Source organism: Rhizobium sp. BK176 (genome assembly GCF_024808055.1).
The window spans coordinates 155581-168706 of record NZ_JANUBV010000009.1 but is presented as its reverse complement, the minus strand read 5'-3'; the positions used below and the strand labels follow the sequence as shown (position 1 = coordinate 168706).

The following is a 13126-nucleotide window of genomic DNA, read 5'->3' as shown; positions in this document are numbered from 1 at the left end:
CGTCATCATTTCATCGACAGCGCAACATCCTGCGCTGCCTGGACTGCGGCCGTATAGCTATGGATCAGCTGGTCAACCGATGCCGCAGTGACATCGAAGACCGGAGCCGGATACACGCCGAAGAAGATGGTCAGTGCGATCAGCGGATAAAGGGTCAGCTGTTCACGAGGCGAAAGATCGAGCAGCGCCTTGAGCTTTTCCTTTTCCAGCGCGCCGAAGATCACGCGGCGATAGAGCCAGAGCGCATAAGCGGCGGAGAAAATTACGCCTGTTGCAGCGAAAAGTGCGACCCAGCTGTTGACGCGGAAGACGCCAATCAGGGTTAGAAACTCACCGACGAAACCCGAGGTGCCCGGAAGGCCGACGTTCGCCATCGTGAAGACCATCATCGCAACGGCGTATTTCGGCATGTTGTTGACCAGACCGCCGTAGGCCGCGATCTCACGAGTATGGGTTCGGTCGTAGATCACGCCGACACAAAGGAAGAGAGCGCCCGAGACGATGCCGTGCGACAGCATCTGGAAGATCGAGCCCTGCAGACCCTGCGCGTTCGCTGCGAAGATGCCCATCGTCACGTAGCCCATGTGGGCCACCGAGGAATAGGCAATCAACTTCTTCATATCGTCCTGCATCAGCGCCACCAGCGAGGTGTAGATGATGGCAATGACCGACAGCGCGAAGACGAGCGGCGCGAAGAACTCCGAGGCAACGGGGAACATGCCGAGCGAGAAGCGGATCAGGCCATAGCCGCCGAGCTTCAGAAGGACGCCTGCCAGGATGACCGAGCCTGCGGTCGGTGCCTGGACGTGCGCATCCGGAAGCCAGGTGTGAACCGGCCACATCGGCATTTTCACCGCGAAGGACGCGAAGAAGGCAAGCCAAAGCCATGTCTGCATCTGCGGCGGGAACTTATAGGCAAGCAGCGCCTGAATATCGGTCGTGCCGGCCTGCCAGTACATCGCCATGATGGCCAGCAGCATCAGAACGGAGCCAAGCAGCGTATACAGGAAGAACTTGTAGCTAGCGTAAACGCGATCCTTGCCACCCCAGACGCCGATGATCAGGAACATCGGAATGAGGCCGGCTTCGAAGAACACGTAGAAGAGAACGATATCGAGCGAGACGAAGACGCCAACCATCATGACTTCCAGGATCAGGAAGGCGATCATGTAGTCCTTCAGGCGCTTCTCGATCGACAGCCAGCTCGCCAGTACGCAGAACGGCATGAGGAAGGTCGTCAGGATCACGAAGAGCATCGAGATCCCGTCAATGCCGAGATGATAGCTGATGCCGGTGCCGAGCCAGCCATGCTTTTCGATCATCTGGAAGCCCGGGTTAGCATTGTCGAAGCCGATCCAGATGAAGAGCGACAGAACGAAAGTGGCGACCGTCGTGATCAACGAAATGTTGAGCACGTTGCGGCGGCCACTCGGACCGTTTTCATTCATCAGCAGCAGGAGCACCACGCCGACGAGCGGCAGGAAGGTGACCGTTGAAAGAATAGGCCAATCGGTCATCAGACGGAACTCCCGAGCATCATCCAGGTAACAAGCGCCGCAACACCGATCAGCATGGCGAACGCGTAGTGATAGAGGTAACCGGTCTGCAAGCGCACGACGCGGTTGGTGACATCGACAACGCGAGCAGCAACGCCGTTCGGGCCATAGGTGTCGATGACGCCGACGTCACCCTTCTTCCACAGGAAGCGACCAAGCGCCTTTGCCGAACGGACGAAGAGGAAGTCGTAGAGTTCGTCGAAGTACCACTTGTTGAGCAGGAAGTGGTAGAGCACCCGATGCTGCTTCGCCAGGACACGCGGCGTCGACGGCGACTTGATATACATGTACCAAGCGGTGATGAAGCCGACGAGCATCGCAATGAACGGGCTCAGCCCAACCCAAGCCGGAACGTGATGGAATTCTTCCAACAGTTCGTTGTGCTCCGAGGTGAAGAGCGCGCCCTTCCAGAACTCCGCATACTCTTCGCCATAGAAGCGGCCCTCGAAAAGGACGCCTGCGAGTACCGCACCGGCAGCAAGAATATACAGCGGCACCAGCATGACCTGCGGAGATTCATGAACGTGGTGCATCACTTCGTGTGAGGCGCGCGGCTGGCCAAAGAAAGTCAGGAACGCCAAGCGCCAGGAATAGAAGCTGGTGAACAGAGCGGCGATCACCAACAGCGTGAAAGCAAACCCCGCGACCGGCGAGTGCGATGCGTAAGCCGCCTCGATGATCACGTCCTTGGAGAAGAAGCCGGCAAAGCCGATTGGCGTGAAAGGAATGCCGACGCCCGTCAGAGCAAGCGTACCAATCGTCATCATCCAGAAGGTGACCGGGATATGCGTACGCAGGCCTCCCATGTAACGCATGTCCTGCTCACCATCGACGGCGTGGATCACCGAGCCGGCGCCGAGGAACAGCAGGGCCTTGAAGAAAGCGTGCGTGAACAGATGGAAGATGGCAGCGCCGTATGCACCGACACCGAGCGCAACGAACATGTAGCCAAGCTGCGAGCAGGTCGAGTAGGCGATGACGCGCTTGATGTCGTTCTGCACCAGACCGACAGTTGCCGCGAAGAACGCCGTGATCGCACCGATCGTCGTTACGAATACCAACGCGTCCGGTGACAGTTCAAACAGCGGCGACATGCGGGCGACGAGGAACACGCCTGCGGTCACCATCGTCGCAGCATGGATGAGCGCCGACACTGGCGTCGGGCCTTCCATGGCATCCGGCAGCCAGGTGTGCAGCAGGAACTGTGCCGACTTACCCATCGCGCCCATGAAGAGCAGCAGGCAGGCGCCGGTCAGTGCGTGCGCCTTGTCGAGATGCATGCCGAAGAGGTTGAGAACGACCTCGCCGCCTTGGCCACCGGCTTCCGACGGCGCAAAGGTCGCCGCGTTTGCGAAGATGGTATCGAAATTGATCGCACCGAAAAGGACGAAGAGGCTGGCAATACCGAGGATGAAGCCAAAGTCGCCAACACGGTTGACGATGAAGGCCTTCATCGCGGCGGCATTCGCCGACGGCTTCTTGAACCAGAAGCCGATCAGCAGATACGAGGCCAGACCAACGCCTTCCCAGCCGAAGAACATCTGCGCCAGGTTATCGGCGGTCACCAGCATCAGCATCGCGAAGGTGAAGAGCGACAGATAGGCAAAGAAGCGCGGACGATGCGGATCGTGATGCATGTATCCGATCGAGTAGACGTGCACGAGCGTGGAGACGGTGTTGACGACGATCAGCATGACCGAGGTCAGCGTATCGACGCGCAGCGACCAGGACACGTCGATGCCGCCGGACTGGATCCAGCGCAGCACTTCGACCTTGATGGGGCCGCCTTCGTGGTGGCCCATGCCGACGGTGATGAAGACATACCACGACAGGACCGCGGCAATGATCATCAGGCCCGATGTGACGTATTCCGATGCCTTGGCGCCGATCGCGCGACCGAAGAGGCCAGCGATGATCGCGCCGATCAGGGGAAGAAAGACGATAGCCTTATATAAAAACATAGCCTTATCAGCCCTTCATCATGTTGACGTCTTCGACGCCGATCGAGCCGCGGTTACGGTAGAAGACGACGAGAATTGCAAGACCGATAGCCGCTTCAGCCGCAGCGACGGTCAGAATGAACAATGCGAAAACCTGGCCGACGATGTCGTTGAGGAACGACGAGAAGGCGACCATGTTGATGTTGACCGCAAGCAGAATGAGCTCGATCGACATCAGGATAACGATGATGTTCTTCCGGTTCAGGAAGATACCGAAGACGCCGAGCGTGAAGAGGATGGCGCTGACCGTCAGGTAATGGGAAAGTCCGATGACCATTGTATTTGTTCCTTAAGCTCGCGCCTGCTTCAAACGCCCTGTCCCGGCTTCACCTTGACCACCTCAACGGCGGTCTTAGGATTGCGGGCAACCTGATTGGCGATGTTCTGTCGCTTGATGTTCTGGCGATGCTTGAGCGTCAGCACGATCGCACCGATCATTGCGACGAGCAGCACCAGACCAGCGATCTGGAAGAAGTAGACGTAATTCGTATAGAGCACGTCACCGAGTGCTGCGGTGTTGGTGCGCTCTGTCAGCGCCGGGATCGGCATTGCCACCGAGTTGGCGATTTCCGGCGAGATTACGCTGCCACCCACAACGACGATGAGCTCGGCCGCGAGGATCAGGCCGATGACCGCACCGATCGGCGCATATTCGAGAACCCCTGCACGCAACTCCGTGAAGTCGATGTCAAGCATCATGACCACGAAGAGGAAGAGAACGGCCACGGCGCCGACGTACACGACGAGCAGGATCATCGCCAGGAATTCAGCGCCCAGCAGCAGGAAGAGGCCAGCCGCGTTGAAGAAAACCAGGATCAGGAAGAGAACGGAATGAACCGGATTCTTCGACCAGATGACCATGAACGCCGACGCTACCGCGACAAAGGCGAAAAGATAGAAAAATAGAGCCTGCAGACCCATGTTGGTGCCTTTTTCATCTTCCCCCGGGCAGCCGGGAGTTTCCCTGCCCGATGAAGCTTCGCACGGAACTCGCCGGCAAAGCCTCGGTGCATGTTGACCGGAAGCCGCGCGAGGGGCGGCACTCCGGCATTTCAATTTCGATCAACGGTACGGTGCATCCAGCGCGATGTTGCGCGCGATCTCACGCTCCCACCGGTCGCCGTTCTCCAGAAGCCGCGCCTTGTCGAAGTAGAGTTCTTCGCGGGTTTCCGTTGCAAATTCGAAATTCGGACCTTCGACGATCGCATCGACGGGGCATGCCTCCTGGCAGAAGCCGCAGTAGATGCACTTTACCATGTCGATGTCGTAACGAACTGTGCGGCGCGTGCCATCGTTGCGGCGGGGGCCGGCTTCGATGGTGATTGCCTGGGCAGGACAGATGGCCTCGCAGAGCTTGCAGGCGATGCAGCGCTCCTCGCCGTTGGGATAACGACGCAGCGCGTGTTCGCCGCGGAAGCGCGGGCTGACCGGTCCCTTTTCGAACGGGTAATTGATCGTTGCCTTCTGCTTAAAAATGTACCGGAAGGTCAGCCAGAACGCACTGACGAATTCCTTCAGGAACAGCGAGCTGACCGCGTTGGACAAGCCTGCCATCTTCAACCTCCAATATTGCTTGAAACGAGGGCCGGCATGATCACGCCCAACCCGTCAGCTTCAGCACGAATGCAACGATTACGACCATGGCGAGCGACAGCGGAAGGAAAACCTTCCAGCCGAGGCGCATCAGCTGGTCGTAGCGATAACGCGGGACGAATGCCTTGACCATCGCGAACATGAAGAACACCAGGCACGACTTCAGCGTAAACCAGATGACGCCCGGCACCCAGTTCAGGAACCATACGTCGACCGGCGGCAGCCAGCCCCCGAGGAACAGGATCGTCGTCAGCGAGCACATCAGAACGATGGCCGCATATTCGCCGAGCATGAACATCATGTAGAGCGAGGAACCGTATTCGACCATGAAGCCGGCGACGAGTTCCGATTCCGCTTCCGGAAGGTCGAAAGGCGGGCGGTTCGTTTCGGCAAGTGCGGAAATGAAGAAGACGATGAACATCGGGAACAGCGCCAGCCAATGCCAGTCGAGGAACGACGCCGGCAAACCGAGGCGCGTACCGAGGCCGGACTGCTGGGCATGGACGATGTCCGTCAAGTTCAACGAACCCACGCAGAGCAGAACAGTGACGATAACGAAGCCGATCGAGACTTCATAGGAAACCATCTGCGCAGCGGAGCGGAGCGCGCCGAGGAACGGATACTTCGAGTTCGAAGCCCATCCGCCCATGATGATGCCGTACACTTCAAGCGACGAGATCGCGAAAATGTAGAGAATACCAACGTTTATGTTGGCGATCACCCAGCCATCCGCCAGCGGCACGACAGCCCAGGTCGACAGCGCCAGCAGCACCGTCACGAGCGGTGCCAGAAGGAACACGGCCTTGTTGGCGCCAGCCGGAATCACCGGCTCCTTGAAGACGAACTTCAAAAGATCGGCGAAAGACTGGAAAAGGCCCCACGGCCCCACCACATTCGGACCTCGGCGCAACTGCACGGCTGCCCAGACCTTACGGTCCGCCAGCAGAATGTAGGCGATGAAGACGAGCAGGCAGACGAGGAGAAGAAGCGACTGACCGACCATAAGGAGGCCAGGCAAGAGATAAGTTGAAACAAACGATTCCATAGTCCCCTGCCCTTACTCTGCCGCGACTTTGAAGTTGTTGCGGGCCAATGCCGAGCACTCTGCCATTACGGCGGAGGCGCGCGCGATCGGGTTCGTCAAATAGAAGTCTTTGACCGGCGACGCAAACCCGGATTTATTCATCTTGCCGGCTTTTTTAGCGACTGCGGCAATTTTGGCGCTGTCGCTTTCGGCGATCTCATCAAGTGCTGCGAAATGCGGGAATGCCGCGTAAAGCCTTGCGCGCAATTCGCCAAGCGAATCAAACGGAAGCTTCTTGCCGAGCACGTCGGAAAGCGCACGCAGGATCGCCCAGTCTTCGCGGGCATCGCCAGGCGCAAAGCCGGCGCGATTGCCCATCTGGACGCGCCCCTCGGTGTTGACCCAGGTCCCGGACTTTTCGGTGTAGGCCGCAGCCGGCAGGATGACGTCGGCATTGTGGGCGCCGTTGTCGCCATGCGAGCCGATATAGACCGTCAGCTTTGCCTTCTTGGCAGCGAAATCAAGCTCGTCGGCGCCAAGCAGGAAGAGAACGTCCATCGACGACAACATTTCGGCAGCGTTGACGCCCTTTGCGCCCGGAACGAAGCCGAGATCGAGGCCGCCGACGCGCGATGCCGCGGTGTGGAGTACGGCAAAGCCGTTCCAGCCTTCGACGACTGCGCCGACAATGCCCGCAAGCTTTGCAGCAGTTGCGAGAACACCAGCACCATCGGCGCGCGACAGAGCGCCTTGGCCGATGAGGATCATCGGCTTCTTGGCATCCGTCAGAACCTTCGCGAAGGCATGGCTGCCGTCGGCTAGATCTTTCAGCGTGTCCGGGCCGGCGCCGAGATATTCGTAGTCGTAACGCAGCTCGCCTGCCTCACCGATCACGCCGATCGGGAAGTTGCCGCGACGCCAGCGCTTGCGGATGCGAGCGTTGAGCACGGCGGCCTCGAAACGAGGGTTGGCGCCAATGATCAGCAGCGCGTCTGCCTGTTCGATGCCTTCGATCGTCGGGTTGAAGACGTAGCTTGCGCGACCGAGCGACGGATCGAGTGCCGTCCCATCCTGGCGACAGTCGAGGTTCTCGGAACCCAGCGACCTCACGAGCTCCGACAGGGCGTACATTTCTTCGACGGATGCGAGGTCGCCGGCAATCGCGCCGATTTTCTCGCCGTTGGTTGCAGCAACGGCAGCCTTGATCGTTCCGAAGGCTTCGCCCCAGGTCGCTGCCTGCAGGCGGCCATCCTTGCGAACATATGGGCGGTCGATACGCTGCGTCTTCAGGCCATCCCAAATGTAGCGGCTCTTGTCGGAGATCCACTCTTCATTGATCTGGTCATTGACGCGCGGCAGTACGCGCATGACTTCACGGCCACGTGTATCGACGCGGATTGCAGAACCGAGGGCGTCCATCACGTCGATCGATTCGGTCTTGTTCAGCTCCCACGGGCGGGCCGTGAAGGCGAAGGGCTTGGAGGTCAGCGCGCCGACCGGGCAGAGGTCAACGACGTTACCCTGCAGCTCGGAGGTCATCGCCTGCTCGAGGTACGTGGTGATTTCGGCGTCCTCGCCGCGGCCGATCAGGCCGAGTTCGGAGATGCCAGCCACTTCGGTCGTGAAGCGAACGCAACGAGTGCAGTGAATGCAGCGGTTCATGACCGTCTTGACGAGCGGTCCGATATACTTGTCTTCGACGGCGCGCTTGTCTTCCTGATAGCGCGAGCTGTCGATACCGAAGGCCATCGCCTGGTCCTGCAGGTCGCATTCGCCGCCCTGGTCGCAGATCGGGCAATCGAGCGGATGGTTGATCAGCAGGAACTCCATCACGCCTTCGCGGGCCTTCTTGACCATCGGCGTGTTGGTGAAGACCTCAGGAAGTTCGCCATTCGGGCCGCCGCGGATATCGCGCACGCCCATGGCGCAAGATGCCTGCGGCTTCGGCGGGCCACCCTTGACCTCAACGAGGCACATGCGGCAGTTGCCGGCGACCGAAAGGCGCTCATGGAAGCAGAAGCGCGGAACTTCAGCGCCGGCTTCCTCACACGCCTGAATGAGGGTGTAATGATCCGGGACTTCGATCTCGTTGCCGTCAATCTTCAGTTTTGCCATCGTCACTCAGTCCTGTTTTCCGTTTGCCGGATGGCGGCAAACAAACCCACTTTGCAACAGTTTCGCTGCCAGGCCGGATTCTTATCCCGTTGGCATCGGTGTCGCTCAAATTCTCTGCCCACCCCGAGACCCGGGATCGGCTTTCGGCCTCTGCAGTTTCGGACCCCTGCCCTCCACTCTTCAGCCTTGACCTTGCTCCGGCCGTTCGGCCGAAAAATCACTTCCGCTTTCGCCCCTTGGCAAGAAGCGCCTTGGCCTGCGCAACCCAGCCATCGCGGACGATCCGCCCATCGAAACCGAATTCGGCGTCTATGCGTGCCGCATCCTCGTCAGACCAGCCGGCAATCACCGCAAAGGAGCGAATGCTCTTGGCGTTCAAAACCTGCTCGATTTTCGGGCCGATCCCGGAAATCTGCTTCAGATCGTCGGACTTGCGGGGGCGCGAAGCGGGCTTGGCCGCCACTTCAGGCTTTACATCCGGCTTCGCGGGAACAACCGACAGCTTGACCTTGGTTGCGGCGTTCGTGGCAGGCGCCGGGCGAACGTTTTCCGGCCGGATTTCCACTTCAGGCTTGGCCTCATCAGGCGGCGTTTCATCGAGAACGGCGGCAAACTTGCTCGTTGCGTCGAACGCACCCTGCAGCGCTCCGAAGAATGCGCCCGCCATCTGCGTCGAAAAGCCGAGGCCGATCGCCGTCGCCGCAGCCATGGCCGCCGCCGGATTGACCATCACAGGCGGCACCGGCAACGCGCGGGCATTCTCCAGCATCTCGGCAGCAAGACGACCGAAGTCGGCCGAAAAATCAGCCGCTCCCTCTTTTCTCATGCTGTCCGATGCCTTCGTCGTCATCGCGCTTACTCCGCAGCCTCCAGAACAGCACCGTGATCCAGTGCGCTCGCCGTATACTGGTCGATCCGTGCTTCGATCTCGTGACGGAAGTTGCGGATCAGCCCCTGCACCGGCCACGCGGCAGCATCGCCGAGCGCACAAATGGTGTGGCCCTCGATCTGCTTGGTGACCTGGAACAACATGTCGATTTCGCGCTTCTGGGCGTTGCCCTTGGCCATGCGCTCCATGACGCGCCACATCCAACCAGTACCTTCACGGCATGGAGTGCACTGACCACAGCTCTCATGCTTGAAGAAGGCCGAGATGCGAGCGATCGCCTTGATGACGTCGGTGGACTTGTCCATGACGATTGCGGCCGCGGTACCGAAGGAAGAACCGACCGCACGCAGGCCGTCGAAGTCCATCGGGCAGTCGATGATGTCCTTGGCCGGAACGATCGGGCAGGATGCGCCACCCGGAATGACGGCAAGCAGGTTATCCCAGCCGCCACGAATGCCGCCGGCATGACGATCGACGAGTTCGCGGAAGGTGATGCCCATTTCTTCTTCGACGGTGCACGGCTTGTTGACGTGACCGGAGAGCATGAACAGCTTGGTGCCGACATTGTTCGGGCGACCGATCGAGGAGAACCAAGTCGCGCCACGACGCAGGATCGTCGGGGCAACGGCGATCGACTCGACGTTGTTGACGGTCGTTGGGCAGCCGTAGAGGCCCATGTTTGCCGGGAACGGCGGCTTCAGGCGCGGCTGGCCCTTCTTGCCTTCGAGGCTTTCGAGCAGCGCGGTCTCTTCGCCGCAGATGTAGGCGCCGGCGCCGTGGTGGACGTAGATGTCCATCGGATAGCCGAGCTTGTTGCTCTTGCCGAGCAGGCCGTAGTCGTAGCACTCGTCGATCGCGGCCTGGAGCGCTTCGCGCTCGCGGATGTACTCACCACGGACGTAGATGTAGGCAGCATTCGCCCCCATGGCGAAGCTTGCGATCACGCAGCCTTCGATCAGCGTGTGCGGATCGTGACGCATGATGTCGCGGTCTTTGCAGGTGCCCGGCTCCGACTCGTCGGCATTGACGACGAGGTAATGCGGGCGTCCGTCGCTTTCCTTCGGCATGAAGGACCACTTGAGACCCGTCGGAAAGCCGGCGCCGCCACGACCACGAAGGCCAGAGGCCTTCATCTCGTTGATGATCCAGTCGCGTCCCTTTTCGAGGATCTGCTTGGTGCCGTCCCAGTGGCCGCGCGCCATGGCGCCCTTCAGGGACTTGTCCTTGAGGCCGTAGATATTGGTAAAGATGCGGTCTTTATCTTGTAACATGCTTCACCTCTTACCGCGGCTTCTTACCGAAGACCTTGATATATTCCGCTTCGCCGCCCTTGGCGAGCGCCTTGGCCTGCTTGACCCAGTCGTCGCGCTCGATGCGGCCCTTGAAATTCAGGTAGCCGTCGACCCATTCGCGTTCAGCCTTTTTCCAACTCGCGACCTGCGCGAAGGTGAAAATGCCGATCTCATGCAGGGTAGCCTCGATCTTCGGGCCCACGCCGGAAATCATCTTCAGATCGTCTAGTGTCGCGGGCTTTTCGATGCCAGCCGGACGGTTCTTGTCGGTCAGGGACGGCTTGGCTGGCGCCGCAACCTGCGCGGCCGTGGCGGGTGCCGGCTGCTCTTCCGCAGCCTTTGCATTCTTCGCAGCCGCCTTCGGAGCCGTGACCGGGGTCTTCAGGGCGGCATTGGTCTCGGCGTCGGTGCTCTTCGCACGGGCTGCCTCAGATGGCGGAACCGGTGCCGCGTCGACCTTTGCCGTAACGGCTTCCTCGACGGCCTTCTTGGCCGAAACCTTCTTTGCCTTCGGCTCCTCGGTCAAAAGCGACGTCGGACCGCCTTCCGGCGATGAGAAGTGACGGTCGATCTGCGGACCGACCTTGATGCTTGCGCCGTTGCCAGCTTCAAACGTGTCGATGATTTCCTCGAGGCGTTCTGGCGTCAGATCCTCGTAGGTGTCCTTGCCAATCATCACCATCGGTGCGTTGACGCAGGCCCCAAGACATTCGACCTCTTCCCAGGAGAGCGTGCCATCGGCATTCCGCTCAAAGGGATGATGGTGGATCTTGCTCTTGCAGACCGCCATCAGGCTTTCCGAGCCGCGCAGCATGCAGGGCGTCGTGCCGCACACCTGGATGTGGGCGCGCGTGCCGACCGGGCCGAGCTGGAACTGCGTGTAGAAGGTCGCAACTTCGAGAACGCGGATGTAGGCCATATCGAGCATGTCAGCGACCTTTTCGATCGCGGCACGCGTGACCCAACCATCCTGCTCCTGCGCCCGCATCAACAGCGGAATAACCGCGGATTGCTGACGGCCTGCGGGATATTTCTGGATCGTCTTATCCGCCCAAGCTGCGTTCTCGTCATTGAAGGCGAACGCGGCTGGCTGGAATTGATCTTCGGCTAATCGACGAACGGACATTCTTCCTCACGCCTTGTCAGTTTATGGTCCCGCACTGCGATGCCGTCAGAGACTTCATCTCGCATGCGTAGGCCGACTGGTCTTTTTGCAAAAACACAACGAACTTGCCGCCGTTCGGAACGGCGGCCTTGATTTCATAGCCCTTGGACAAGAGCTCGCCCATAGAGGCCTTTGCCGCCGGCGGCTGCACCTCGCCCTGGCCCAACTTCGGACCCATTCCACCCACCTCCTGGGCAAAGGCTCCGGAGGCAGCAAAAAGAACGATCGCGACAAGCGGCAGCAGCTTCATCAGCGGTCCACCTCGCCGAACACGATGTCGAGCGAACCGAGCACGGCCGTCACGTCCGCAAGCATGTGGCCCTTGCAAAGGAAGTCCATTGCCTGCAGGTGAGCATAACCCGGTGCACGGATCTTGCAGCGGTACGGCTTGTTGCTGCCATCGGCGACGACGTAGACGCCGAACTCGCCCTTCGGCGCTTCGACGGCCGCGTACACTTCGCCGGCAGGGACGTGGTAGCCTTCGGTGTAAAGCTTGAAGTGGTGGATGAGCGCTTCCATCGAACGCTTCATCTCGCCGCGCTTCGGCGGAACGACCTTGCCGTCGATCGACGACACGGGGCCGGTCTTGGCGCTGCCCATGAGGCGCTCGACGCACTGCTTCATGATGCGAACCGACTGGCGCATCTCGATCATGCGGATCAGGTAACGGTCGTAGCAGTCGCCGTTCTTGCCGATCGGAATATCGAATTCCATATCGCTGTAGCATTCGTAAGGCTGCGAGCGACGCAGGTCCCAGGCTGCACCCGAGCCGCGAACCATGACGCCGGAGAAGCCCCACGACCAGGCATCCGCCAGCGACACCACGCCGATGTCGACGTTACGCTGCTTGAAGATACGGTTGTCCGTCAGCAGGCCTTCGATATCGTCGAGGATTTTCAGGAACGGGTCGCACCACTTGCCGATATCCTCGACCAACTCCGGCGGGATGTCCTGATGGACACCACCTGGACGGAAATAAGCCGAGTGCATACGGGCGCCGCAGGCGCGCTCATAAAACACCATCAGCTTTTCGCGCTCTTCGAAACCCCAGACCGGCGGCGTCATCGCGCCGACGTCCATGGCCTGCGTCGTCACGTTCATGATGTGCGACAAGATTCGGCCAATTTCCGAGTACAGAACTCGAATCAGCTGACCGCGAATTGGAATTTCGAGCTTCAGTATCTTTTCGACGGCGAGCGCGAAAGCGTGTTCCTGATTCATCGGCGCGACGTAGTCGAGACGATCGAAATAAGGAACGGCCTGAAGGTAGGTCTTCGTCTCGATCAGTTTCTCGGTGCCGCGATGCAGCAGTCCGATATGCGGGTCGACGCGCTCGATGATTTCGCCATCGAGCTCGAGCACGAGACGCAGAACACCGTGCGCGGAAGGATGTTCCGGTCCGAAGTTGATCGTAAAGTTGCGAACGTTATGTTCAGTCATAGCGACGCGCTCCGCGCTGGCAATTGGCATGAGACGGCGAGCAGAGAGGCTT

At 59.9% G+C, this 13126-nt stretch carries 12 protein-coding genes; all 12 read right to left on the bottom strand.

The features are described 5' to 3' along the window. Window positions 1-5: 5 nt before the first annotated feature. The 12 genes from FHT76_RS24810 to FHT76_RS24755 all read right to left on the bottom strand — a co-directional run bounded on the left by FHT76_RS24810 (window position 6) and on the right by FHT76_RS24755 (window position 13074). Window positions 6-1517 (bottom strand): NADH-quinone oxidoreductase subunit M, encoded by a 1512-nt coding sequence (locus FHT76_RS24810; protein WP_183756832.1) that lies wholly within the window; start codon window positions 1515-1517, stop codon window positions 6-8. Then, a complete protein-coding gene (gene nuoL / locus FHT76_RS24805) occupies window positions 1517-3517 on the bottom strand; it encodes an NADH-quinone oxidoreductase subunit L (RefSeq protein WP_183756833.1) in 2001 nt (666 codons plus the stop codon). Before nuoL ends, FHT76_RS24810 begins: the two co-directional genes overlap by 1 nt. A 7-nt stretch (window positions 3518-3524) precedes the next feature. After that, window positions 3525-3833: an NADH-quinone oxidoreductase subunit NuoK gene (gene nuoK / locus FHT76_RS24800; protein WP_007531803.1), complete on the bottom strand. Its 309-nt coding sequence runs from the start codon at window positions 3831-3833 to the stop codon at window positions 3525-3527. A gap of 29 nt (window positions 3834-3862) precedes the next feature. Then, on the bottom strand, window positions 3863-4477 hold the full coding sequence (locus tag FHT76_RS24795) for an NADH-quinone oxidoreductase subunit J (protein ID WP_183859197.1): 615 nt from the start codon (window positions 4475-4477) through the stop codon (window positions 3863-3865). A gap of 141 nt (window positions 4478-4618) precedes the next feature. Continuing rightward, complete coding sequence (nuoI, locus tag FHT76_RS24790; protein WP_007789671.1) at window positions 4619-5110, bottom strand: NADH-quinone oxidoreductase subunit NuoI; 492 nt, start codon at window positions 5108-5110, stop codon at window positions 4619-4621. Between the two features lie 40 nt (window positions 5111-5150). Then, window positions 5151-6194: an NADH-quinone oxidoreductase subunit NuoH gene (nuoH, locus tag FHT76_RS24785; RefSeq protein WP_016553616.1), complete on the bottom strand. Its 1044-nt coding sequence runs from the start codon at window positions 6192-6194 to the stop codon at window positions 5151-5153. Between the two features lie 12 nt (window positions 6195-6206). Further along, complete coding sequence (gene nuoG / locus FHT76_RS24780) at window positions 6207-8288, bottom strand: NADH-quinone oxidoreductase subunit NuoG (protein WP_183859199.1); 2082 nt, start codon at window positions 8286-8288, stop codon at window positions 6207-6209. Window positions 8289-8505: 217 nt separating this feature from the next. After that, window positions 8506-9138, bottom strand: a complete 633-nt coding sequence (locus FHT76_RS24775) for a 5' DNA nuclease (RefSeq protein ID WP_183859201.1) — start codon at window positions 9136-9138, stop codon at window positions 8506-8508. 5 nt (window positions 9139-9143) lie between these two features. Beyond that, complete coding sequence (gene nuoF, locus FHT76_RS24770) at window positions 9144-10448, bottom strand: NADH-quinone oxidoreductase subunit NuoF (RefSeq protein ID WP_114712316.1); 1305 nt, start codon at window positions 10446-10448, stop codon at window positions 9144-9146. A gap of 10 nt (window positions 10449-10458) precedes the next feature. Further along, a complete protein-coding gene (locus FHT76_RS24765; RefSeq protein WP_183859203.1) occupies window positions 10459-11595 on the bottom strand; it encodes an NADH-quinone oxidoreductase subunit E in 1137 nt (378 codons plus the stop codon). Window positions 11596-11611: 16 nt separating this feature from the next. Next, window positions 11612-11884 carry a hypothetical protein gene (locus FHT76_RS24760; protein WP_183859205.1) on the bottom strand — a complete coding sequence of 91 codons (273 nt, stop codon included), beginning with the start codon at window positions 11882-11884 and terminating at the stop codon, window positions 11612-11614. Beyond that, complete coding sequence (locus FHT76_RS24755; protein WP_259185935.1) at window positions 11884-13074, bottom strand: NADH-quinone oxidoreductase subunit D; 1191 nt, start codon at window positions 13072-13074, stop codon at window positions 11884-11886. The genes FHT76_RS24760 and FHT76_RS24755 overlap by 1 nt, the downstream gene beginning before the upstream one ends. Window positions 13075-13126 lie beyond the last annotated feature (52 nt).

Bases quoted from the DNA above. Each gene is read 5' to 3' on its own strand.
- FHT76_RS24765 (WP_183859203.1), bottom strand. From the start codon at position 11,595: ATGTCCGTTCGTCGATTAGCCGAAGATCAATTCCAGCCAGCCGCGTTC.
- nuoI (WP_007789671.1), bottom strand. From the start codon at position 5,110: ATGGCAGGCTTGTCCAACGCGGTCAGCTCGCTGTTCCTGAAGGAATTC.
- FHT76_RS24760 (WP_183859205.1), bottom strand. From the start codon at position 11,884: ATGAAGCTGCTGCCGCTTGTCGCGATCGTTCTTTTTGCTGCCTCCGGA.
- FHT76_RS24755 (WP_259185935.1), bottom strand. From the start codon at position 13,074: ATGACTGAACATAACGTTCGCAACTTTACGATCAACTTCGGACCGGAA.
- FHT76_RS24795 (WP_183859197.1), bottom strand. From the start codon at position 4,477: ATGGGTCTGCAGGCTCTATTTTTCTATCTTTTCGCCTTTGTCGCGGTA.
- FHT76_RS24810 (WP_183756832.1), bottom strand. From the start codon at position 1,517: ATGACCGATTGGCCTATTCTTTCAACGGTCACCTTCCTGCCGCTCGTC.
- nuoH (WP_016553616.1), bottom strand. From the start codon at position 6,194: ATGGAATCGTTTGTTTCAACTTATCTCTTGCCTGGCCTCCTTATGGTC.
- FHT76_RS24775 (WP_183859201.1), bottom strand. From the start codon at position 9,138: ATGACGACGAAGGCATCGGACAGCATGAGAAAAGAGGGAGCGGCTGAT.
- nuoG (WP_183859199.1), bottom strand. From the start codon at position 8,288: ATGGCAAAACTGAAGATTGACGGCAACGAGATCGAAGTCCCGGATCAT.
- nuoK (WP_007531803.1), bottom strand. From the start codon at position 3,833: ATGGTCATCGGACTTTCCCATTACCTGACGGTCAGCGCCATCCTCTTC.
- nuoF (WP_114712316.1), bottom strand. From the start codon at position 10,448: ATGTTACAAGATAAAGACCGCATCTTTACCAATATCTACGGCCTCAAG.
- nuoL (WP_183756833.1), bottom strand. From the start codon at position 3,517: ATGTTTTTATATAAGGCTATCGTCTTTCTTCCCCTGATCGGCGCGATC.